Source organism: Burkholderia reimsis, from assembly GCF_003294055.1.
Lineage (GTDB): Bacteria > Pseudomonadota > Gammaproteobacteria > Burkholderiales > Burkholderiaceae > Burkholderia > Burkholderia cepacia.
Map to the genome: position 1 here is coordinate 89,089 of NZ_QMFZ01000002.1, position 22,773 is coordinate 111,861.

The window sequence follows — 22,773 nt, forward strand, 5'->3', positions numbered from 1 at the left end:
GGTGCCTCACGCGGTCAGGAAATCGAGCAGCGCGCGGTTGAAGCCGTCGGTGCACTCGATGTTCGAAATATGCGCGGCGTCGAATTCGACGTGCTGCGCACCCGGAATCGCGGCGGCGAGCGCGCGGCCCTGGTCGGGCGGCGTCGACATGTCCTTCGCGCCGGTCACGACGAGCACCGGCAGCGCGATGCCTTTCACCTCTTCGCGCAGGTCGGCGGCATTCAGCGCGTCGCAGTTCGCCGCGTAACCGTCCTTGTCGGTATGCACGAAGGTGTCGCGGATCGCATCGAACAGGCGCGGCTCACGCTCGACGAATGCGTCGGTGAACCAGCGCGGCAGCACGGCGTCGGCGAGCGCGGCCATCCCTTCGGCGCGTGCCTTCTGCGCGCGCGGCGCCCACACTTCCGGCGAACCGATCTTTGCCGCGGTGTTCGACAGTACCGCGCGCACGATGCGCGACGGGAAGCGCGCGGCCAGCGCCGCGCCCGTCAGCCCGCCCATCGAGATCCCGCAGAAATGCGCGCGATCGATGCCGACGTGGTCGAGCAGGCCGATCACGTCGCCGGCGAGCTGCTCGACCGTGTACGAACCTGCCGGTGCATCGGAATGGCCGTGACCGCGCGTGTCGTAGCGCAGGATGTTGAAGTGCTGCGTGAGCGGACGGATCTGCGGTGCCCACATCTGCAGGTCGGCGCCGAGCGAATTCGAGAAGACGAGCCACGGCGCGTCGGCGCGCGCGGCACGGTCGATCCGGTAATGCAGTTTCACGCCGTTGACAGTGGCGAAAGGCATCGAGGTTCTCCTGGTTATTGCGTGCCCGCGTGCAGCGCGAGCACGGCGTCGACGCAGGCCTGCGCCTCGCCGACGTAATGAGCGGGATCAAGCAGCCGCGCGAGCGCGTCGCGCGACAGGTGCGCCGACACGGTCGCATCGGCGGCGAGCACATCGAACAGCGTCGAGCCCGTGCGTACGGCTTCCTTCGACGCATGCTCGACGACGTGATGCGCGTCGAGCCGGCCGATCTTGTCGCCGAGCGCGAGCATCACCGCTTCGCCGAGAATCAGCCCGCGCGTCAGGTCGAGGTTCGCGGCAAGGCGCTCGGTGTTCACGTCGAGGCCCGCGACGATCTGGGCGATCTGCGCAAGCGCGCCGCCGGTCAGGCGCGCGAGATCGGGCAGCGCGTCCCATTCGGCCTGCCAGCCGCCGAGCGCACGTTCATGTTCCTGGACCATGCCCGCGAACACCGTCGCGACGAGGTTCGGTGCGCGCACCGCGGCGGTGAGCACCGCCGCGCAACCGACCGGGTTGCGCTTGTGCGGCATCGTCGACGAGCCGCCCTTGCCGGCGGCGGCCGGTTCGCCAAGCTCGCCGACTTCGGTCTGCATCTGCAGCGACACGTCGCGCGCGATCTTGCCGAGCGTACCGGTCAGCATCCCGAAGCAGGACGCGGCTTCCGCGATGCGGTCGCGCTGCGTGTGCCACGGCACGGCCGGTGCGGCGAGCTTCAGGTCCGCCGCCAGCGCGGCCGTGACGCCGGCCGCGTGCTCGCGCAGGCTCGCGAGCGTGCCGGCCGCGCCGCCGAACTGCAGCACGAGCGCGCGTTCGCGCAATTCGGCGAAACGCGCGCGATGGCGCAGCAGCGCGTCGAGCCATTGCGCGAATTTCAGGCCGAGCGTGATCGGCAGTGCCTGCTGCAGCCACGTGCGGCCGATCATCGGCGTCGCGCGATGCGTGCGCGCGAGCGCCGCGAGCGACGCACACGCTTCGTCGAGCATCGGCTCGAGCACGTCGAGCGTGTCGCGCAGCTGCAGCACGGTGGCGGTATCGATGATGTCCTGGCTCGTCGCGCCCCAGTGCACGAACTTCGCGGCCTCGGGGTCGTCGGCCTTCACTTGCGCGGTGAGCTGCTTGACGAGCGGAATCGCGAGATTGCCGCCGAGCGCCGCGCCGTGCGCGAGCGCGTCGGCGTCGAGCCGGCTTGCGTCGCACGCGCGTTCGATCGGCGCGACCGCGGCGGCGGGAATCACCTGCTGCGCGGCGAGCGCGCGCGTGAGCGCGGCCTCGACGTCGAGCATCCGCTGGATCGTCGCGCGGGGCGACCAGATCCGGTTGAGCGGCTCGGTGCCGCAGATGAGGGAGGTCAGGCGGGCGCTGTCTTCGAGCATGGCATCAGATTGGGGAAACGGCGTGCGCCTATTGTCCACCCAAGCGCGCCGGCATGCGCGCAAACGCACGCGCCGGCACGTCGGTGGTTCAGGCAGCCGCCTTTTGCGTCGCGTCGATCAGCGGCACGCCGGTCAGCTTCTGCAGTTCGTCGAACGACAGGTCGGTGAAGATCTCGCTCACGGCCAGCCCGTCGGCCGTCACGTCGAGCACGGCGAGATCCGTATAGATACGGCTCACGCATTGCACGCCGGTGACCGGATACGAGCACTGCGCGACGATCTTGCTCTCGCCCTGCTTCGTCAGGTGCTCCATCATCACGAACACCTGCTTCGCGCCGATCGCGAGGTCCATCGCGCCGCCGACCGCCGGAATCGCATCGGGTGCGCCCGTATGCCAGTTCGCGAGGTCGCCGTTCGCCGATACCTGGAACGCGCCGAGCACGCAGTAATCGAGGTGGCCGCCGCGCATCATCGCGAACGAATCCGAATGGTGGAAATACGCGCCGCCGGTGAGCAGCGTCACGTGCTGCTTGCCGGCGTTGATCAGTTCGTCGTCTTCCTCGCCGGGCGCGGGCGCGGGGCCCATGCCGAGCAGGCCGTTCTCGCTGTGCAGGAAGATCTCCTTGCTCGGGTCGAGGTGGTTCGCCACCAGCGTCGGCACGCCGATGCCGAGGTTCACGTACGCGCCTTCGGGGATGTCCTGGGCGACGCGCTTGGCCATTTCATCGCGGGTCAGTCGTTTCATCTGAATATCTCCCTCAAGCGGCTTGCGATGCAGCATGTTCGGCAGCCAGCTCGGCCGCATGCGCGGCCTGCGGCACCTCGACGACGCGCTGGACGAAAATGCCCGGCGTCACGATGTGTTCCGGGTTCAGCGCGCCGAGCGGCACGACTTCCGACACCTGCACGATCGCGACCTTCGCGGCGCTGGCCATGATCGGCCCGAAGTTGCGCGCGGTCTTGCGATATACGAGATTGCCCCAGCGATCGCCCTTGTACGCCTTCACGAGCGCGAAATCGGCGTGGATCGGCGTCTCGAACACATACGGCTTGCCGTCGATCACGCGCGTTTCCTTGCCTTCCGCGAGCTTGGTGCCGTAACCCGTCGGCGTGAAGAAACCGCCGATGCCGGCGCCCGCCGCGCGGATACGCTCCGCGAGGTTGCCCTGCGGCACGAGTTCCAGCTCGATCTCGCCGGCGCGGTACAACCCGTCGAACACCTGCGAATCGCTCTGGCGCGGGAACGAGCAGATGATCTTGCGCACCTGCTTCGCCTTCAGCAGCGCCGCGAGGCCCGTCTCGCCGTTGCCCGCGTTGTTGTTGACGATCGTCAGGTCGCGCGCGCCCTGCTCGATCAGCGCGTCGATCAGCTCGGACGGCATGCCGGCCGTGCCGAAGCCGCCGATCATGATTGTCGCGCCGTCGTGGATGTCGGCCACCGCCGACTGAAGCGATTCGAAAATCTTGTTGACCATGTCTCTTCCTGATACGAACCCGCGGCTCGATGCGCGGCCTGTCGAGGGGACACGCGCGTGCCGCGTGTCGCGCCGGGGCCGATCTCGATCCCGGTATTTGTTCGCTAATCGAACCTAGATTCGATTAGCGAACGATGGGCCGATCATAGAGTCGCGCACAGCGCGTTGTCAAGGCGGGTTCCCTCGGGGGCCGTCGCGTCGTCGAACGGCAGCCCGACGTAGTTTTCGGCGAGCGACTGCGCGGCGGCCCGCGAGCGCGTCACGTATTTCAGCTCGGCAAACTTCAGGCGATTGACGAACGGCGAATCCTCCGGCGACGAGTGCAGCATGTTCGTCATGAAGTACGAGAAGTGCTCGGCCCGCCACACGCGTTCGAGGCAGGTCGCCGAATACGTGTCGAGCAGCGTCGCGTCGCCGTTGCGGTAGCGCGCGCCGAGCGCGCGGGACAGCGCGCGGACGTCGGCCACCGCGAGGTTCATCCCCTTCGCGCCGGTCGGCGGCACGATGTGCGCGGCGTCGCCGGCGAGAAAGAGGCGCCCGTGCTGCATCGTCTCCGACACGAAGCTGCGCATCGGCGTCACGCTTTTCTGCGTGATCCGGCCCTCGGTCGGCGTCCAGCCCGTGTCGTTCGAGAAGCGCGTGTGCAGTTCGTCCCAGATCCGCGCATCGGACCATTCGGTGAGGTCCTCGTCGGGCTTGCACTGCAGGTACAGGCGCGTGACCGTCGGCGAGCGCATCGAGAAGAGGGCGAAACCGTTGTCGTGATGCGCGTAGACGAGCTCGTCGAGCGACGGCGCCGCGTCGGCGAGGATGCCGAGCCACGCGAACGGATACACGCGTTCGAACGTGTTCAGCCGCTCGGCCGGGATCGTCTGGCGCGCGATGCCGTGGAAGCCGTCGCAGCCGGCGATGTAGTCGCAGTCGATGCGGTCTTCGCGGCCGTCGGCATGCTTGAACGTGACGAACGGGTGCTCGCCCTCGACGTCGTGCAGCGCGACGTCGCTGACTTCGAAATGCATCTGGTGGCCATGCTCGACGCCCGCCGCGATCAGGTCGCGCACGACTTCATGCTGGCTGTAGACGGTGATCGCGCGCCCGCCGGTCAATTCGGACAAGTCGATGCGATGGCGCTGCCCGGAGAACAGCAGCTCGATGCCGTGATGCTCGAGCCCCTCGCGGCGCATCCGGTCGCCGAGGCCGGCGTCGTTCAGCGTATCGACCGTGCCCTGCTCCAGCACGCCGGCGCGGATGCGGTTCTCGCAGTATTCGCGCGAACGCGCTTCGACGAGGATGGAATCGACGCCTTGCAGGCGCAGCAGATGGGAAAGCAAAAGGCCGGACGGGCCGGCGCCGATGATGGCGACCTGGGTGCGCATTGTTCGTCTCCTGAACATTAATTCGAATCGTCGAACACATTTGAGCGCTTTCCCGACTATGCGGCAACGCGATTCAGGAGATATGTTGTATACGTTTTCAAGATACTGGCCTGGCGATGGAAGCGCTCGATCTGAACCTCATTCCCTACCTCGTCGCGCTCGACGACACGCGCAACGTGAGCCGTGCCGGCGACCTGCTCGGCGTAAGCCAGCCGCGCGTGAGCACGGCGCTCGGCCGGCTGCGCGAGTACTTCGGCGATCCGCTGTTCGTGCGCACGTCGCGCGGGATGGAACCGACGCCGCGCGCGCTCGCGCTGCTGCCGGCCGCCCGCGACGCGCTCGCGCAGATCGAGCGCGGCCTCGTCGCGCCGCACGACTTCGACCCGGCCGCGAGCACGCATACGTTCTCGATCGCGCTGTCGGACGTGGGCGAGATCGTGTTCCTGCCGAAGCTGCTGCAGGCGTTCGCGATGCGTGCACCGCACGCGAACCTGCGCTCGGTCTCGCTCGCGCACGACGAAGTCGGTCGCGGCCTCGAAGCCGGGTCGATCGATCTCGCGGTCGGCTACTTCCCCGATCTCGACGGCAACAACTTCTTCCAGCAGCGGTTGTTCACGCACCGGTTCGTCTGCCTGATGCGGCGCGGCCATCCGTTCGAACAGGCGCCGCCGTTCACGGTCGAACAGTTCCTCACCTGCGGGCATGCGGTGGTGCGTGCCGAAGGGCGCAGCCAGGAGGTCCTCGAGAAATATCTCGCGAAGCAGCGCATGCAGCGCCGCGCGGTGCTCGAGACGCCGCATTTCATGAGCCTGCCGTTCATCCTGAGCCGCACCGACCTGATCGCGACGGTGCCGCATGCGATCGGCTATGCGTATGCAGCCGAGCACGCGTTCATCGTGCCCGTCGAGCCGCCGCTCGCCCTGCCGCGCTTCGACCTGAAGCAGCACTGGCATCGCAAGTACCACAACGATCCGCGCACCGCGTGGCTGCGCGGCGTCGTCGCGTCGCTGTTCAACGACGAGCAGGACGAGTGGCCGAAGTGAGCGCCGGGCCTCGCACGCGACCTGCGAAAGCATGAAACAATGCCCGGATTCCGCGCCGCCCCGGCGGCGGCATTCGATGGAGCAGATAGATGGCTAAAAAGAAGTCCGCGCGGCCCGAACCGGCCGCATCCCGTCCGAGCCGCGAAGAAGCGGAGGACGCCGTTCGCGTGCTGTTGCGCTGGGCCGGCGACGATCCCGCACGCGAAGGCCTGATCGACACGCCCGCGCGCGTCGTGCGCGCCTACGAGCAGTTCTTCGCCGGTTACGCGCTGGAGCCGCGCGACATCCTCGCGCGCACGTTCAGCGAAGTCGACGGCTACGACGAAATGATCGTGCTGAAGGACATCCGCTTCGAGAGCTACTGCGAGCACCACATGGTGCCGATCATCGGCCGCGCGCACGTCGCGTATCTGCCGAACCATCGCGTCGTCGGCATCTCGAAACTCGCGCGCCTCGTCGACGCGTTCGCGAAGCGCCTGCAGATCCAGGAAAAGATGACCGTGCAGATCGCCGACACGCTGTTCGACGTGCTGCAGCCGAAGGGCGTCGGCGTGATCCTCGAAGCCGCGCACCAGTGCATCTCGACGCGCGGCGTGCACAAGCCGGGCGTCGAGATGGTGACGTCGCGCATGCTCGGCACGTTCCGCACCGATCCGTCGACGCGGCGCGAATTCCTGTCGATCGTCGCGAATCCTTCTTCAGTCAACCTGACGAATACGTAATGGAGTCGACGAAGCAAACGGCGCACGCGCCCGTCGTGCTCGTGACCGGCGCCGCGCGCCGGGCCGGGCGCGCGTTCGCCGAGTATTTCGCCGCGCACGGCTATCGCACCGCGGTGCACTACGACCGTTCGGCCGATGCGGCGCAGGCCGCGGCCCGCGCGATCGCCGAACGCGGGCACGATTCGGTTGCGTTGCAGGCTGACCTGTCGGATGCCGAACAGATCACCGCGCTGATCGACCAGGTGTATGCGCGCTTCGGGCGCCTCGACGTGCTCGTCAACAACGCGTCGGTATTCTGGCAGGACCATTTCCCGCGCTTCGACCTCGCGGCGTTCGACCAGGCGTGGGCCGTCAACTGCCGCGCGCCGATCCTGCTCACGCGCGCGTTCTACGAACGGGCCCGCGCGGCCGGTACGCAGGGTGTCGTCGTGAACGTGGTCGACCAGAAGATCAAGGAAAACTTTCACCGCGACCATTTCAGCTATACGGTCGCGAAGGCCGCGCTCGGCAACCTCACGCAGATGCTCGCGCTGTCGTCCGCGCCGGTGCTGCGCGTGAACGCGGTGTTCCCCGGGCTGATGCTGCCGAGCGACGACCAGACGCAGGCCGACTTCGAACACGCGAGCCGCGCATCGACGCCGCTCGCGCGCATCGCGGGCCCCGACGACGTCGCGAGCGCGATCCTGATGCTGACGGGCAACGCGTACAACGGCGTGGATTTCGTCGTCGATGCGGGGCAGAACCTGATCCGCGTCGACCAGGACGTGCTGTACAAGCACCGCGCGCCCGACAGCAAGCACTGACCGACGCGCGCGGCGGCGGGCGCCCGGCGCCCGCGCGCCGCGTTACGGCTTCTCGGTGCTCCCGCCTTCGCGAACCTTGCCCTGCGCGACGCTCGTGCCGGGCGGCACGCTGTGCGTGAGCCACACATTGCCGCCGATCACCGAACCGCGCCCGATCGTCACGCGGCCGAGAATCGTCGCGCCCGCGTAGATCACCACGTCGTCCTCGACGATCGGGTGCCGAGCGTTGCCCTTGACCAGCGCACCGTCGCCATCGGCCGGGAAGCTTTTCGCGCCGAGCGTGACGGCCTGGTACACGCGCACGCGCTCGCCGATGATCGCCGTCTCGCCGATCACGACACCCGTGCCGTGGTCGATGAAGAAGCTCGGGCCGATCTGCGCACCCGGGTGGATGTCGATGCCGGTGGCCGAGTGGGCGATTTCATTGATGAATCGCGCAAGCAGCGGTACGCCAAGCTGGTGCAGCGCGTGTGCGAGCCGGTGGTGCATCATCGCCAGCACGCCGGGGTAGCACAGCAGGATCTCGGTGATGTGCTGCGCGGCCGGATCGCCCGCATAGGCGGCCTGGATATCGCTGACGAGCAGCGCGCGGACCGCCGGCAACTGCCGGCCGAATTCGCGCGCGATCTCGAACGCGCGTTCGTCGAGCTCGGCGAACGGCGTATCGGCATGCTCGGGCAGGAACGGCAGCGCGCGGCGAATCTGTTCGGACAGGATGCGCAGCGTGCTTTCGAGCGTGTGGCCGACGTAGAAATCGACGCTTTCGTCGGTCAGGTCCGGTGCGCCGTAGTGCGTCGGAAACATCGACGCACGCAGGCCGGTCACAATCTTGCAGATCGCATCGCGTGACGGCAGTTCGCGGATGCCGCGCGGATGGCGCGTGCGATGGAGTTCCTCGCGCGACTCACGCAAGCCGGCGACGATTTCTTCCAGGCCCCACTGACGGGCGGGTGATGTCGACATATATCAATGCAGGCGGCCGCGCTCGGTCGCACGGCCGCTAATAAAGTGACGGGTTCCGCAAGATTACCGCGTTTTGTGCCCGCCAGCGGCACGCCGGGGATCGGCCGGACGGCCGAGGGCACCGAATCGCGGCGACGTCAGATCGTGATGCTGCTGGCGTCGATCCATCGCACGGCCCAGTCGCGCGCGTGCGCGATGGCGTCGCCTTCGTCGTTGAACTGGAGCTCGATCGGGAAAAAGCGGTTCGCGACGAGCTCCCCGTCGCTCGATCGGGAGATCACGACGTAGGGCTTGAACGAACCGTCGCTGGCACGCGCGGGCGCGCAGTTCAACAGATAACCGCGGTGCGTGAAGGCAGTAGTCGCTTGCATGAATCCGCCACCTCTAGTCCCTTGCTTTGTTGTTCACTGCCCGTCTTTAAGGGTGCTGCGGCGCCCCGGCGCGGGCAGAGGCGGCGCGACTCAATCCCCTGTCGCCGCTTCGCAGGAAAAGAATCATACTCTGTAGAAAACGCGTCTTCTAGCTGAAATAAATCACGACAAATCAGTGCGCGTCGCGCGACCGCGGCGATCGCCCGCGCGCCTTTTCCCGTCATGCCCGGAACGGGATTTGCTTCGATCCGGAACGCTTCGCCGCGAGGAGAGCCGCGATGGAATCATCCGGTCAAACCGAGCGCTTGCGCCCACGCAGCATCGAGCTCGACAACGACGACACGCACGACAGCACGGTCGACACCGACGGCAAGAACCGCGAGGCGTCGCGTCTCGCCGGCGGCGGGCCGATCTCGCCCGACCAGATCACGCGCAGCAACGCGTCGCTCGTCAATGCAATGCCGGAAGCCGGCGACGGCTTCGCCGGGTTCGACAGCCGCCCCGGCGGCAACCATCCGGCGTTCGCGCTGCGTGCCGGATACATGGTGATCGAGAAAGGCTTCGACGCGCCGCCGGCGATGAGCGATGCGCCGTTCGGCCCCGTCCACCGGATGTACGGCAGCACGTACTGGCCCGGTCACCAGCGGCGGCCGGAGCGCGTATTCGAGCTGACGGCCGTCCCGAGATAGCCGGCGCGGCGTTTGAATCGATCGTTCGTTTGCCAACCGGTATCGGCCGACAGCCGATGGCCGAGGATCGGCGCACGCGACAGTGCGCCGACCGTGGGCCGGCAACCGCGCGATGCAGGAACGAACGATTCCGCGCGACGGCGCCGGCGGTCTCATGCACGCCGTGAATCGCACCGATGCAGATGCGTTGATCGAGGTCATGTCGAAACGGCGCGATTGCGATTGAATGGCGATGCGGGCGATGCATCCGCGTGACCGTCGCGCGGTGTCGCTTCGATCGGCGCGCGTGGCGATGCACGTGCATGCGCATGTGCCGCGCGCGACAACGCTGCCCGCGCATGCGTTTCCACCGACGATGCGGACGACGGCGGCGACCACGCCGCACGACACGTCCCGCACGTCACTGCATGCACCCTGTGCATGGCGTGCGCCGCAAAATCGGAGGCGGCACCGCCGCGCGGCACGACCGGCACCTCGCTGCAAAGTCCCGGCCATTGGTTTACCCTGCCTCGCAGCATCTCGCATCGCCCAGCCCGATCGGCCATCCGGCCGACTTCGTTTCAACCCGCCACTCGGAGACACTATGTACAAGCGTATTCTGGTTGCCGTCGACGGCAGCGACACGTCCCGCCATGCGTTCGATGCCGCGCTGGCGCTCGCGAAATCGCACGGCGCCGAGCTGCAACCGTTCTACGTCGTCGAGAACGCCGCGATCTACTACAACGTGCCCGGCTACGATCCGTCCGTGCTGCGCGACCAGCTCGTCGCGCAGGGCGACGCGCTCGCGAAGGATTTCACGGCGCTGATGCAGGCAGCGGGCGTGAAGGGCGAGACGCGGCGGAGCGAAGCGACGTCGCTCAACGACGTATCGTCGCTGATCCTGGACGGCGCGAAAGCGTTCGGCGCCGATCTGCTGGTGCTCGGCACGCACGGCCGCCGCGGGTTCCGCCGTCTCGTGCTCGGCAGCATCGCCGAGCAATGCGTGCGCCACGCGACGCTGCCCGTGCTGCTGATCCCGGCGGCCGCCAACGCCGACGAGCCGGCCGCGTGAACGGCGTTCGGCATACGCGGCCGGTCGCGACGTTTTGTCACCCGACAGCGGCAAGTTGCGGTGGGACAATGATTCCGTCGATTCAATGCCGGAGTAAACGATCATGCTGACGCCCGTCGCCACACGTCCCGCCGCCACGCCTCATGCCGGTAGCTGGGCGCCTCGCCAGGCCGCCCACTGCTCGACGTGCGCGATGCGGCACCTGTGCATGCCGCAGGGGCTGGCGCCCGAAGCGCTCAGCCGCCTCGAATCGGTCATCTGCGCGGCGCGCCCCGTCAAGCGCGGCGAAGCGCTGTTCCGCGAAGGCGACGCATTCGACAACCTGTACGCGGTGCGCTCGGGTTCGCTGAAAACCGTCGCGACGCGCCACGACGGCCGCGAGCAGGTCACCGGCCTGCATCTCGCCGGCGAAGCGCTCGGCCTCGACGGCATCTGCGACGACACGCATCCGCGCACCGCGGTCGCGCTGGAAGACAGCTCCGTCTGCGTGATTCCGTACAGCGCGCTCAAGGCATTGTGCTCGGAAGCCGGTTCGATGCAGTTGCGCATGCACAAGCTGATGAGCGAACAGATCGTGCGCGAAACGTCGCAAACGATGCTGCTCGGTTCGCTGAATGCCGAAGAGCGCGTCGCCGCGTTCCTGCTCGACGTATCGTCGCGTTACCTGAAGCGCGGCTACTCGCCGTCGGAATTCAACCTGCGGATGACGCGCGAAGACATCGGCAGCTACCTCGGCATGACGCTCGAAACGGTCAGCCGCACGCTGTCGAAATTCCAGAAGCGCGGCCTGATCGAAATGCAGGGCCGCCACGTCCAGATCGTCGATTTCGACGGCCTGCACCACGTCTGACGTAATGCGCGCACGGCGCGCATCTCGCGCGCCGCGCCGCCCGCGCCACGCGACCGGTCAATCGAGGAACAGCGCGGCGCGCGCCTTCAGCGCCGCGCTGAAATCGTCGAGCCAGCCGATCGACAAACGCCAGCTCTGCCAGTAAAGGTCGATATCGATCGTTCGCCCGCGCGACATGTCGACCAGTTCACCCGCCGCCAGCTGGCGATCGACCATCCGGTCCGGACACATCCCCCATCCCAATCCCGTCTCGCATGCGCGCAGATAGCCCGCGACGTGCGGTATCCAGTGCTGCGGCGGATCGAGATCCGCGCGCGTCACGCGCCGGATGAAACGCGCCTGCAGCCCGTCCTTCGGATTGAACATCACACACGGCGCGCGACGCAGTGCATCGCGGGTAATGCCCGCGCCGAAGTAGTGTTCGTAAAACGCTGGCGAGCATACCGCGCGATAGCGGATCCGCCCGAGCCGCTCCGACCGGCATCCCTGGATCGGCTCGGCCTGCGCGGTCACGGCGCCCTGCACGCTGCCGTCGCGGATACGCGAAGCCGTGTAATCCTGATCGTCGATCACGAGATCGAGCAACGTTTCGCGCTCCGTGCAGAACGGCCCGACCGCGTCGATGAACCACGTCGCGACGCTGTCGTCGTTGACGGCCACGCGCAACGTCGGCCATGCGCTCGCGATCTGGCCCGGCAGTGCCGGCATCCGCCCGCCCAGCTCGGCCTCGAGCAGCTGCACGCGCTCGGTGTGACGGCACAGCAGCGCACCCGATGTCGTCGCGACGCACGGTTGCCCGCGCTTGACGAGCACGCTGCCGACCCGCTCCTCCAGCAATTTCACGCGCTGCGACACGGCCGACGGCGTGACATTCAGCTCCTTGGCCGCACGCTCGAACGAACCGTGCCGGATCACCGCCGCGAGGGCATCGAGCAACGCGTAGTCGAGCATTAGATTTCCTTAATCTGCATTAGGTGATTTAGCTTCTCTTATTTTCATGCTGACCGCAGACTAGCGCTACCCGATTCATCCGTCTACTGCTTCTCCTGCTGTCATCCATCATGAACTGGCTCGCTTTTTCCCACGGCGCCGCGCTCTGCGGGTCGCTCATCGTCACCATCGGCGCACAGAACGCATTCGTGCTGCGGCAGGGCATCATGCGCTCGCATGTCGGCAAGATCGTGCTGCTGTGCGCACTGTCCGACATGATCCTGATCGGCGCAGGCGTCGGCGGCGCATCGGCACTCGTCGAACGCTATCCGACCTTCGTCCATGCGGTGCTGTACGTGGGCCTCGCCTATCTCGCGTGGTTCGGCATCAACGCGCTGCGCCGCGCGTTCAAGCCGGGCCACGAAACACTCGACGTGCGCGGCGATGCGGTCGCCCCGCCGCCGCAGAGCGGGCTCGCGATCGTGCTGATGACGCTCGCGTTCACGTGGCTCAACCCGCACGTGTATCTCGACACGTTCCTGCTGATCGGCACGGCCGGCGCGCGTGAACCGGAAGGCGCGCGGCTCGCGTTCGCGATCGGCGCGATGTCGGTCAGCGTCGTGTGGTTCCTCGGGCTCGGCTATGGCGCGCGATTGCTCGCGCCGTGGTTCCGCAAGGCAGTCGCGTGGCGCGTGCTGGACGGCGCGATCGGCAGCATGGTGCTGTTTCTCGCGGCCGTGCAGTTGCGGTAGGGAGGGGAGCGTCGCGGCAGATGCGGTCTGCCGCGACGTGAGGTCAGCCGGTCGCGATCGGCGTCAGGCCGTCGATGTCGTGTCGGGCAGCGTGCCGCCGATGGGCGGGTTGCCGGCCAGTTGGGGTTCGCCGGCGGCCATCGGATCCTGCTGCCTGGCCGGATCGGCCTTGGCGATTTGCGTGGCGGCCTGCTCGGCCTTGTCGCCCTCGTAGCGCCAGTACAGGAACTTCTTGCCGCGCTTGCCCATGAAGTACTGGCGGTTGACCGTCCAGCGGCTCAATTCCGCAGCGCCGACGTAGCCGTCTTCCATCTGCTTCTTGAAACCTGCAATCGAATCGTGCACATAGTGGTCGAAGAACTTGTCGAACGTCGCGCGCGTCGCTGGATCGAGGCTACCCAGCCAGTTGCCGGCAACCCGGACGGCCGCGTCGATGGCTTTTTCCTGTTCCGAAACAGAGACAGTCAGGTATCCGCCGTTTGCATGACGCAAGCGATCCGTATCTTCATTCCACTCGCGATCGGTAATGGCCATATGATCGTCCACGCCACCGGGTGGCTTCAGACGGCCGTCCTTCAGGCGTCGGCTTCTGCTGGCGCGCCACTGATAATAGCGGTTCATGTGCCAGATGACATGCGCCTCGAGCCTGTCGCTGTTCGGCGCCACGCCCGCACTTTTGCTGCCCCCCTGGCCCATGTAGACATTCCATGCGGCCTCCAGCTCCCTGGAAATCTCGAACTGTTGCCCAGCGTCCGCAAGCAGTTCCTTTGGTGAACGAAACGGAACGCCGGCCTTCCATGCTTCGATATAGAGATTGTTCAGCGCAACGTTGGCCAACTCGTTGGTTCGACCTTCCTGGTAGTTGCGCTCGTAACCACCGCCCACGTCCGAGTGCATGCCAGGGTAGTACACCTCGCGGCAGTTCGCGGGAATCTTCTGGTCTTCCCGCACCGAGTCACCGGGGAATTTTTCCCGCACCTCCTGCGACGCCACATAGTGAACACATTGCCGCACGTAGCCCGGAATGCGAATATCGTTCGCCCATTCCGCGTGACCGCCTTTGTCGATGTAGTAGAGGTAACCGCCGGCGAGCGGTCCGAAAAAAATGGTAGCGATGGCCGGTCCCGCAGCCTCGACGCGGCTGCCGCCGAAGCCCGTTGACGAAACCGTATCAAGAATTCCAAGGAAATAAACGACCACTTCGGGGCGATGCCCCTTCATGTTCTTCTTGTTCCACCAAAGCCTCCCGCCGATATTCTCGGCGAGTTGCTCGGTCAGCATGCGAACGAAGGCACGCGCTTCCGTCGCGCCCCGCGAGAAACCGAATACGGCCAGGTTGATCTGGCTCACAGCGGGCATGTGACCGGTGACATGCTTGTCGAGTTCGTTGAGCATCCATCGGATGCGCAACTCGCCTTTTCTCGCGGCAGCCATGCCGAGTGCGTTGTCGAGACCTTTTCCGGTATCTCCTACTTTGTCGCACGGCGTGCCGACACCTTCGACATAGCGTGCAACAGTCCGGGGGAACGCGTTGTCTTCAGCATGCGCAAACCGCCAGAGCTTCGCGATATTGCTGTACTTGGTCAGCTTGACATCCTTCAAGCCACGGCCGTCCAGGTCGAAGTTGTTGCCCGTTCCGTCGAAGAATGCCGTGAACCACACGGGCTTCGGGCACTCCTTGCATTGCTCGATCCGCAGCGGATCAAGAATTTCTCGCTGGGCACTGCGGATGGCGTCCTCGGCGGGGGTGAGATCCGAGATGCGTCTGACAATGGGGGGATTGCTCATGGCAGTTTCGCTCCTGTTTCGGCAATGCGCCCGGCGTCAGTTCCATTGGGCCGGCTTCTTGCGGCCATAGAACGGATTGGGAATTTCCTTCAGGCAGGCACGACCGGTCAGCTTGCGCTGCTCGTCGCGCATTGAAAGCGCCACCTTCGGATCCGGGCCATCGACCTGGAAATTCATGTCGCCTTCCACATGGCCATCGGGGAAGAAGTGCAACACAATGCCGCCGCTCTTGCCCTTGACGGGCGAACGCGTGATCGTGATCTCGCCTTCACACCATGCCATCCCGGGCCGGGTTTCTCGATGCGTGTATTCGTCGTAATCCGGAGACGACGCTTCCAATGCGCGCTTGTCGACCACCCGCTCCCACCACACCTTGAACTTGCGGGGCGTGGTCCATCGAAGATCCCACGCGAGGCTCGGTCTCTGCCCGCCGCCGCCCGTCCAGCGTGTCGCGTTCCGCGGCGTGGCACTTGCTCCGTCCGCGCTTGCCGCATCGTCGAGGCTGTTCTTGTCCGGCGGCAGGAGATACACGCCGTAGATATCGTAGTCCGTATAGTTGAACGACCCCGCCGTAATAACGTCGTAGTTCGGGTCACTCCACTTGTTCGCTTCGCCGGGTGCCAGGCTTTCCTTTTCGGCATCGCCCGAGGTCTTGCTGCATGCGGCCGTGGAAAAAACCATCACGGCCAGCAAGGTGATCCAGCAGCGGTTCATGTTGAACATCCTTCTTCCCAATCGATTTCATTCAGGGGTCGGTCACGTCCATCCAACCAACCCGACAAAGGCAACGCGCCGCGCCTGCGCCGCTAACCCGCCGCTTCCCGCATCTCCCGCCAGCCTTCCACCGGCACGAGCCCCAGCGCCTCCGGAAAGTCCTGCCCTTGCGCCACCGCATCGAAAACGGCAACCATCGCCGGATGCTCGTCGAAGCGCGGGCCGTACCGCAACGCCAGTTCGCAGTAGATCAGCAGCGACACCGCGCTTTCCGCGCCATGCGCCTGGCACCGCGCCAGCTGATCGCGCACGAAACCGTAGTGCTGCGCGGCCGGCAACGACGCCAGCAACGCGGGCTTCTCGGCGCGCAGCCGCTCGATCATGGTGTACGGATAACAGGCAGCCAGCAGGTCGTCCTCCTGTACCTGGGACAACTGCAGCGGAAACTCGGCAACCTGCTTGACGTTGGCAGGCGCTGTGATTTCCGTCGCCTGGATCGTCAGTTCCGTATCCAGATGAAGCCAGCGCCGCACGCCTTGCGCCAGATACGCACGATGCGCCGCAGGCAGCATGTCGAGCCAGAACGGCAGCACGCGCGGATCGAAGAAACGCATCAGCATCGCGCTCTCCATCTGCTCGAGCTGGACGTCCACCATCGGCACGAGATGCGCAGCCAGTTGCGCGAGCGTCAGTGGTGAAACAAGCACGCTCGCCGCCGACCATGGAATGTCACGCGGATCAGCCTCGTCCGCTGCGTCGGCGCTGCCGTCGGCAGGCTGCCATTCGAACAGAAGCGGCCCGACGATCCTCGCATCGTCATCGGCGTTGTCGAGCAGCGATGCGGCGACGAAAGCCGGCCACGACGCCCTTTCTTCATCCGGCAACGTCGCCAGCAACGCACCGTCGATCAGGACGTAAGCGCGCAGCCCGTCCTGCGACGACAATGCGGCCTGAAGCACATCGACAGCCTGCGCGGCCTTCAGCTCGTTCGTCATTCGTTACCCTGCCTCACGCCTTGGCCGCGAACGGCGACGCCATCGATGCCGCATTGACCATGCACGGCGCGCACGCCGTGCCCGGGAACGCGCGCGCGGGCACCGGCAGGCTGTCCGGCCCCGTGAACGTATGCGACGCGGCATGCGCGGTGAATTCGCCCTTGGTCCCGTGCACGATGCCGCTGCCGTTCCAGCGCGTATAGCTGGTGCCGCCGTTGATCAGGACTTCTTCCTTCGCGGTGATGGTGATGCGGTTCGCATCGACCTTGACGTCCAGTTTGGCCAGCACGTTGATGCTGTCCTTCAGCGCCTGGATGTCGATGTCGGCGGCGGCGGCCACGAGCCGAATGCCCTTCTCGAACGCGGCGACGCGCACCGCCTCCTGCGCGCTGACCAGCATGCTCTTGCCCGCGCCGATGCTCGTGTGGGCGCCGCTCGTCAACGCGACGTGCTGGTCGCTCGCGATGTGGGTCGATCCTGTCGTCGTGGCAAGGATGCCCGCCGGGCTGGCGAGCGCCAGGAACGGCTGCGCGAACTCCGGAAACTCGCCTTGCCGAGGATTGCCGCCGGTGCCTCTCAGGCCGTCGTTCTGCGTGCGGAGCGCCTGATGGACGGCATCCTGGTCGCCGGACTCCTGCGCCTTCACGTCATGCGCGGAACCCGACAACGATTCGTGCAGGTCGTGCGCCTTGTCGAGGCGCGCGACGGTCTCGCCGATATCGGTCGCGTGCGCACGCGCGTCGTAGCGCGCCTCGCTGGTGACGAGCAGGCCCTTGGCCGCCCGCACCGCGCCGTGCGCGTCGGTCCGCAACTCGAAACCGCGGGCGCGCTGGTCGGTGCGCCCCTGTGTCGCGTCGATGCGGACGTTGTGCCCGAGCGTCAGTTCGCTCGCGTCGGTGTCGCTGCGCAGCTTCAGTTGGAGCTGCTGCGGCGTGTCGTCGAGCAGCACGTGATTCGAGCGTCCGCCCGCCGCGTTGCCGCTGTCGCCCGACAGTTCGCGGCTGCGCAGGCCGGTCAGCACGTGCTGGTCGGGTAGCGCCCACGGCGGCATCCGTTCCGCGTTGTACGTGGTGCCCGACACGACGGGCCGGTCGGGATTGCCGTCGAGGCACATCACGAGCACCTCGCTGCCCACGCGCGGATGCGCGATCATGCCCTTCTCGCCGCCCGCCCAGCCGGCGGCCACGCGAATCCGCGCGCTGGTCTGCGCCGCACGGTCCCAGTGATAGACGATGCAGACGCGACCGTATTCGTCGACGTCGACGCTGCCGGCCCCCTTCGCGCCGGCGACGGTCGCGGTTTGCGGCGCCAGCACGCGCACGGGTTCGCTGTTGAAGCCACGGCCCGGGCGCCAGGGCGTATGCCGATGGCCCGCGACGAAGCGGTTGCGATACTCGGGCTTGCCGTCCGCCTGCAGGTAGTTGTTCGCTGCTTCGTGACGGGCTTCGAGAATCAGGTACTCGTGATCCTGCGGGCTGCCCGACGCCGCGCTGAAGTGATCGGCCAGCTGGAACCAGCGTCCGGGCAGGATGCCGTGATGGTTGCCGGCCGCGTCGAAACGCGTCGCGGCCGCCTCGATCTCCTCCATCCGCACGCGTGCGAGCGCATCGCCGGCGCGCGTCTGTTTCGCGAAACCGTAGTGCCCCACGTATTCGTGATGCTCGACCTGCGGCGCGACGCCCGGCGGATGCAGCGTCGGAATCTGCGCATTGGCCGCATGCGGCGCCTTGAAATCGAACGCGGTCGCGCTGTAACTGCCGGCGGACAGCAACCGCACCGCGGACCATTGCGAAATGGCGTCGGCGGCCATCGGACCGTCGTGCGTCTGGAAACGGATCACGGGCGAGCGACCGTCGACGGCCGGGCACTGCACCGTGCTGTCGTCGCCGACGATCAGCTTCAGGCCTTTCTCGTCGTGCTCCCACCAGTACAGGCACCCGACGGCTTCCAGATGGCGGACGATGTAGTTCCAGTCGCTTTCGCCGAGCCCGCCGCCCTGGACGTTCATCGTGCGCGCGGGATCGTCGCCGCGCACGCGCCACTCCCACGACGGCGCGAGCCCCTGGTAATCGGCGAGCAGCGTGCCGATCTGCTGCTGAAGCGATTGGCCGAGGAACAGGCGGTTGTTCACGCGGGTCCGCAGGAAATGGCTCCACGGGCGCAGCACCGCGCGATATTCCGCAATCGAATCGTCGTTGCGGACCAGCGAAAACTCGGTGCAGTAACCGGTGAAATGACGCAGGCCGCCGTCGGGGCGCACCATCGACACCGCGAGCAGCTTGCCCAGCATGTCGTCCAGCGTGACGCCCGCCTCGCCGGACAGCAGCGTCAGTTCGAACGTGAAGTCGATCCCGAGCCCCTCGTGCGCGACGAGCCGCTCGGCGACCAGCCGCGCCGGACGGTGCCGGCCGTACGAGTCGGTGACCGAGGGTGCGTCGTCGTGGGGGAAAGACAGCGTGAGCAAGCGCTTGTCTTGCAGGAAAAACGGAGGGCGAATAAATGCTGCAAGGTCAGCCATGACCGCCTCAGAATGATCTTTCGTTCGAATGGCAGCGGCGCGCTGCCTCCCTATTTTTGGGATGAAAGGATATCGTAGAGCGCGACCAGCGACAACGCCGACACGACCCGGCAATTTCTTCGCCTCTCGCGAAAAATCGGTAACAAATACAGTATCTTGCGGCGTACCGGGCGACGCTCGAACGGACGGCGCATCCATGATGATGCCGCTTGATCCGGCATCCCGACACACGGCCTCCGAACACGTCGGTTTGTGTGCTGCAGGAGGAACCTCGTGCTGCGCTTCGCCGTCTCAACGCGACCGGCTTCATCTCCCGCAGTCCAATCCCCTAATCCCGCAGCACCCGGAGAGAAACATGGCACACCGCCCCCTCGGCACATCGAACATCCAGGTTTCGCCGCTCGCATTCGGCGGCAACGTCTTCGGCTGGACCGTCGACGAGAACACGTCGTTTGCGCTGCTCGACGCGCTCGCCGACACCGGCATCAACTTCATCGACACGGCCGACGTTTATTCGGCCTGGGTTCCCGGCAACCACGGCGGCGAATCGGAAACGATCATCGGCAAGTGGCTGAAGCGCTCGGGCAAGCGCGAGCAGGTCGTGATCGCGACCAAGGTCGGCCTGCTCGCCGCGCGCGCGGGGCTGTCGAAAGACAACATCCTGAAGGCCGTCGACGATTCGCTGCGCCGCCTGCAGACCGACTACATCGACCTGTATTTCTCGCACCGCGATCTCGCCGACACGGCCCCGCTCGAAGAAACGCTCGGCGCGTATCAGACGCTGATCGATGCGGGCAAGGTGCGGATCATCGGCGCATCGAACTACAGCGGCGCACGCCTGCGCGAAGCCGCCGCGATCAGCGCGCGCGACGGGCTGCCCGCGTACCAGGTCATCCAGCCGGAATACAACCTGCTCGACCGCGCTGACTACGAACGCGATCTCGAGCCGGTCGTGCGCGACCTGAAACTCGGCGTCGTCAACTACTACGCGCTCGCGAGCGGATTCCTGTCGGGCAAGTACCGCAGCGAGGCCGACCTGAAGAAGAGCGTGCGCGGCGACCGCGTCGCCGGCTACCTGAATGAACGCGGGCTGCGCATCCTCGCGGCACTCGATGCGGTGGCGGCGAAACACGGCACGCAGCCGGCCGCGATCGCGCTCGCCTGGCAGATCGCGCGGCCGACGATCACCGCACCGATCGCGAGCGCGACGTCGCTCGCGCAGCTGGAATCGCTCGGCGACGCGATCCGCGTCACGCTCGATCAGGACGACATCCGCCGGATCGACGAGGCCAGCGCGCCCTGAACTCGTCGGCAGCGGGCCGGCCGACCGGATCGCGCGGCCTGCGCGGTTCCGCGACCGGCCCGTGTCGTGTGCGCGCCCTTGTCACCGCATACGCGGAGGCGGGGCATTCGGGTGGGGCGGATGGATACAATGGCGGCGCACGGGCGGCCCGCCGCACGGCTCGACACGGCCGGACCGATATCCGTGACGCCCGGCCCCACACCTCGCACAAAAAACGCCCATGCCCCGGAACACCCGCCGCGCCCGCTACGCCTCCCCGTTCGCCGCCATGCTCGCCGTGCCGTTCGCCTGCGTGCCGGCCGCGTCTTATGCGGGCTGGTACGAAGTCGTCAACTACACCGGCACGGTCGGCACTGCGCCGGTCCACGTATCGCTGCAGACCTACGACGCAATCAACCGAAACGACGCGGGCCGCTGGCGCGTCGACGGCAGCTACTACTACGACGCGCATCGCAAGCCGATCCCGTTGCAGGGCCGCCGTGAGCCCGATGGCCGCATGACGCTGTGCGAAGCATCGCCGCCCGCGTCGAACGCCGACTCGCCGGTCGTACCGGCCGCGTCGCCGTCGCGGCCGAAGCCCTGCCCGATCGCGCTGAACGTCGCCGGGAAAACGGCAACCGGCACGTGGGACGACGGCCGCAAGACGCTGCCGATCACGCTGGACGAAGTCGGCCGGCTGAACGACACCGACGACCAGCACCCGCAGCTGGACGGCAACGTCGATATCCCGATGTGGTATCGCACGAAGACGCACATGCTGGTCGGCGTCTACGCGCTGTCCGACAAGTGCGGCGTGGCGATGCAGTCGCTGCGGGCCGTGAACATCGCGACGGGCCGCGTCGACCGCACGATCGCGCTCGACTGCGACGCGGGGATGGTGATGACGTCGATCTACGCGAACGTCACCGACGCGCGGCGGGCCGGCCAAGTTAGCGTCGAGTACCGAGGCGGCAAGATGGGCTACGAGCAGGACGTGTCGCTCGGGCTGCCGTCGTCTTCGTCGAAGTAAGCCGGCCACGCTTAGCCCAAAGCCGCATCCGTGTCTTGACTCGCACGGCCGCTTTCGTTGATCCGAACGGACATCGATCGCGCAATCGCCCGCCGCGCCCCGCTGCAAGCGCGTCACGCGCGTGCCCCGGGTCTTTCACGGATTGACCACGCGCTCCGGCGTACCCGAGACTGCGCCGCTCAGGCGGTCATCGGGAGAACGTCATGCCGGACACCAGCACGGAGATCGCCACGATCTCGACGCGCGCCGTGCGCGGCCACGAACGCGTCGACTACTGGGTCGACCATGTCGCTCGCACGCTCGTGCGGATCGAATGCAGCGGCAAGTCGTCCGAAGGGATCGATGCGTCGCTGCGCAAACGCGATCTCGGACTGTTCCGCGCGTGCGACATCGTCGCGAACCGGCACGCGGTCGTGCGCACGCCGCACAACATCCATGCGGACCAGCGCGACGCCGTGTTCATCTGCCTGATGCACGCAGGGCAAGGCTACACGTTCCAGGACGTCGACTGCATGCAGCACGGGCCCGGCGACCTCGTGCTCTACGACACGTCGATGCCGTACGGCCACGGTTTTCCCGCCGACATGGCGATGACCGTGCTCGACGTGCCGCGCGACGTGTTCGAGGCGCGCGTCGGCCCGTGGCGCTACCGCAGCCTCGTCAAGATCGACCGTGACGACGGCGTCGCATCGTGGGCCGTGCGGCAGGTGTATGCGCTGCTCGCCGCGCCGCAGGAGCCGACGCCCGGTGCGCGCGAACGGCGCGCCGCCGCGATCCTCGATCTCGTGCAGTCGATGCTGCGGCTGCGCGACGGCGACGCGTCGCCGACCAGGTCGATCGTCCACACGCTGTCGCGCGCAAAAGCGTTCATCGACAGCCATCTCGCCGACGATGATCTCGACAGCCGGTCGGTGAGCCGCGCGATCAACCTGTCGCCACGCCAGCTCTCGCGCGTCTTCGAGCTCGAAGGAACGCCGCTCACGCGCTACATCCTTGCGCGGCGGCTCGAACGCTGCCGCGCCGACTTACGCGACCGGTCGCTGAAGCACTTGACGGTCAGCGAAATCGCGTTCCGCTGGGGCTTCAACAACAGCGCGCACTTCAGCCGCACCTATCGCGCGCGCTTCGGCGAGACGCCGAGCGAGTCGCGCGCGTCGGCGCCGGCGCCGGCCGACGCGCGCTAGCCCGCCACCGTCCACCCGCCGCCGTGTCCCGGCGAGGCAAACACCCCGTCCGTCCCGGTCAAACGGGGCCGC

General features: G+C 66.8%; 22 protein-coding genes. 10 read left to right on the plus strand and 12 right to left on the minus strand.

Annotated elements, in window-relative coordinates; translation table 11 throughout:
* Positions 1 to 6: 6 nt before the first annotated feature.
* The 5 genes from pcaD to pobA form a co-directional block, all read right to left on the minus strand.
* On the minus strand, positions 7 to 792 hold the full coding sequence (pcaD, locus tag DPV79_RS03310; RefSeq protein WP_059684816.1) for a 3-oxoadipate enol-lactonase: 786 nt from the start codon (positions 790 to 792) through the stop codon (positions 7 to 9).
* 14 nt (positions 793 to 806) lie between these two features.
* Positions 807 to 2,165, minus strand: a complete 1,359-nt coding sequence (locus tag DPV79_RS03315) for a 3-carboxy-cis,cis-muconate cycloisomerase (RefSeq protein WP_113044774.1) — start codon at positions 2,163 to 2,165, stop codon at positions 807 to 809.
* An 88-nt stretch (positions 2,166 to 2,253) separates the two neighbouring features.
* Positions 2,254 to 2,910, minus strand: coding sequence for a CoA transferase subunit B (locus tag DPV79_RS03320; RefSeq protein WP_006482308.1), 657 nt, complete (start codon positions 2,908 to 2,910; stop codon positions 2,254 to 2,256).
* A 13-nt stretch (positions 2,911 to 2,923) separates the two neighbouring features.
* Positions 2,924 to 3,640 (minus strand): 3-oxoacid CoA-transferase subunit A, encoded by a 717-nt coding sequence (locus DPV79_RS03325; RefSeq protein WP_021157587.1) that lies wholly within the window; start codon positions 3,638 to 3,640, stop codon positions 2,924 to 2,926.
* A gap of 143 nt (positions 3,641 to 3,783) precedes the next feature.
* Positions 3,784 to 5,016, minus strand: a complete 1,233-nt coding sequence (gene pobA / locus DPV79_RS03330) for a 4-hydroxybenzoate 3-monooxygenase (RefSeq protein WP_021157586.1) — start codon at positions 5,014 to 5,016, stop codon at positions 3,784 to 3,786.
* 116 nt (positions 5,017 to 5,132) lie between these two features.
* On the opposite strand from pobA, the gene DPV79_RS03335 reads away from it, so the two are divergent.
* The 3 genes from DPV79_RS03335 to DPV79_RS03345 all read left to right on the plus strand — a co-directional run bounded on the left by DPV79_RS03335 (position 5,133) and on the right by DPV79_RS03345 (position 7,584).
* A complete protein-coding gene (locus DPV79_RS03335; RefSeq protein WP_059489708.1) occupies positions 5,133 to 6,059 on the plus strand; it encodes a LysR family transcriptional regulator in 927 nt (308 codons plus the stop codon).
* An 89-nt stretch (positions 6,060 to 6,148) separates the two neighbouring features.
* The gene (gene folE / locus DPV79_RS03340; protein ID WP_021157584.1) at positions 6,149 to 6,781 is read left to right on the plus strand and encodes a GTP cyclohydrolase I FolE; all 633 of its coding nucleotides are present in this window, start codon (positions 6,149 to 6,151) and stop codon (positions 6,779 to 6,781) included.
* Positions 6,781 to 7,584, plus strand: coding sequence for an SDR family oxidoreductase (locus tag DPV79_RS03345; protein ID WP_113044775.1), 804 nt, complete (start codon positions 6,781 to 6,783; stop codon positions 7,582 to 7,584). The genes folE and DPV79_RS03345 overlap by 1 nt, the downstream gene beginning before the upstream one ends.
* A gap of 42 nt (positions 7,585 to 7,626) precedes the next feature.
* Here the strand turns inward: DPV79_RS03345 and epsC are convergent, their stop codons facing one another.
* Positions 7,627 to 8,547, minus strand: coding sequence for a serine O-acetyltransferase EpsC (gene epsC / locus DPV79_RS03350; RefSeq protein WP_021157582.1), 921 nt, complete (start codon positions 8,545 to 8,547; stop codon positions 7,627 to 7,629).
* Between the two features lie 137 nt (positions 8,548 to 8,684).
* Complete coding sequence (locus tag DPV79_RS03355; protein ID WP_011356723.1) at positions 8,685 to 8,918, minus strand: hypothetical protein; 234 nt, start codon at positions 8,916 to 8,918, stop codon at positions 8,685 to 8,687.
* 278 nt (positions 8,919 to 9,196) lie between these two features.
* Here DPV79_RS03355 and DPV79_RS03360 point away from each other — a divergent pair, with 278 nt between their 5' ends.
* The 3 genes from DPV79_RS03360 to fnr all read left to right on the plus strand — a co-directional run bounded on the left by DPV79_RS03360 (position 9,197) and on the right by fnr (position 11,508).
* Positions 9,197 to 9,607 carry a DUF3005 domain-containing protein gene (locus DPV79_RS03360; RefSeq protein WP_059684808.1) on the plus strand — a complete coding sequence of 137 codons (411 nt, stop codon included), beginning with the start codon at positions 9,197 to 9,199 and terminating at the stop codon, positions 9,605 to 9,607.
* 583 nt (positions 9,608 to 10,190) lie between these two features.
* Positions 10,191 to 10,658, plus strand: coding sequence for a universal stress protein (locus tag DPV79_RS03365; protein WP_021157579.1), 468 nt, complete (start codon positions 10,191 to 10,193; stop codon positions 10,656 to 10,658).
* Positions 10,659 to 10,761: 103 nt separating this feature from the next.
* The gene (fnr, locus tag DPV79_RS03370) at positions 10,762 to 11,508 is read left to right on the plus strand and encodes a fumarate/nitrate reduction transcriptional regulator Fnr (protein WP_059523493.1); all 747 of its coding nucleotides are present in this window, start codon (positions 10,762 to 10,764) and stop codon (positions 11,506 to 11,508) included.
* A 57-nt stretch (positions 11,509 to 11,565) separates the two neighbouring features.
* Here the strand turns inward: fnr and DPV79_RS03375 are convergent, their stop codons facing one another.
* Entirely contained in the window at positions 11,566 to 12,459 is an 894-nt protein-coding gene (locus DPV79_RS03375; protein WP_113044776.1) for a LysR family transcriptional regulator ArgP, read from the minus strand.
* Positions 12,460 to 12,569: 110 nt separating this feature from the next.
* On the opposite strand from DPV79_RS03375, the gene DPV79_RS03380 reads away from it, so the two are divergent.
* The gene (locus DPV79_RS03380) at positions 12,570 to 13,190 is read left to right on the plus strand and encodes a LysE/ArgO family amino acid transporter (RefSeq protein WP_021157577.1); all 621 of its coding nucleotides are present in this window, start codon (positions 12,570 to 12,572) and stop codon (positions 13,188 to 13,190) included.
* A 63-nt stretch (positions 13,191 to 13,253) separates the two neighbouring features.
* Here DPV79_RS03380 and DPV79_RS03385 read toward each other — a convergent pair whose 3' ends face one another.
* From DPV79_RS03385 to DPV79_RS03400, 4 genes are all read right to left on the minus strand, one after another.
* Positions 13,254 to 14,978: a T6SS phospholipase effector Tle1-like catalytic domain-containing protein gene (locus tag DPV79_RS03385; RefSeq protein ID WP_113044777.1), complete on the minus strand. Its 1,725-nt coding sequence runs from the start codon at positions 14,976 to 14,978 to the stop codon at positions 13,254 to 13,256.
* Positions 14,979 to 15,014: 36 nt separating this feature from the next.
* A complete protein-coding gene (locus tag DPV79_RS03390) occupies positions 15,015 to 15,692 on the minus strand; it encodes a DUF3304 domain-containing protein (RefSeq protein ID WP_059685027.1) in 678 nt (225 codons plus the stop codon).
* Positions 15,693 to 15,784: 92 nt separating this feature from the next.
* Positions 15,785 to 16,687: a DUF4123 domain-containing protein gene (locus DPV79_RS03395; protein ID WP_113044778.1), complete on the minus strand. Its 903-nt coding sequence runs from the start codon at positions 16,685 to 16,687 to the stop codon at positions 15,785 to 15,787.
* A 13-nt stretch (positions 16,688 to 16,700) separates the two neighbouring features.
* On the minus strand, positions 16,701 to 19,151 hold the full coding sequence (locus tag DPV79_RS03400) for a type VI secretion system Vgr family protein (protein WP_244321706.1): 2,451 nt from the start codon (positions 19,149 to 19,151) through the stop codon (positions 16,701 to 16,703).
* A gap of 409 nt (positions 19,152 to 19,560) precedes the next feature.
* On the opposite strand from DPV79_RS03400, the gene DPV79_RS03405 reads away from it, so the two are divergent.
* The 3 genes from DPV79_RS03405 to DPV79_RS03415 all read left to right on the plus strand — a co-directional run bounded on the left by DPV79_RS03405 (position 19,561) and on the right by DPV79_RS03415 (position 22,701).
* Entirely contained in the window at positions 19,561 to 20,508 is a 948-nt protein-coding gene (locus tag DPV79_RS03405) for an aldo/keto reductase (protein ID WP_059489712.1), read from the plus strand.
* A gap of 220 nt (positions 20,509 to 20,728) precedes the next feature.
* Positions 20,729 to 21,517 carry a hypothetical protein gene (locus DPV79_RS03410; protein WP_208866700.1) on the plus strand — a complete coding sequence of 263 codons (789 nt, stop codon included), beginning with the start codon at positions 20,729 to 20,731 and terminating at the stop codon, positions 21,515 to 21,517.
* A 203-nt stretch (positions 21,518 to 21,720) separates the two neighbouring features.
* On the plus strand, positions 21,721 to 22,701 hold the full coding sequence (locus DPV79_RS03415) for a helix-turn-helix domain-containing protein (protein WP_113044781.1): 981 nt from the start codon (positions 21,721 to 21,723) through the stop codon (positions 22,699 to 22,701).
* Positions 22,702 to 22,773: the final 72 nt, after the last annotated feature.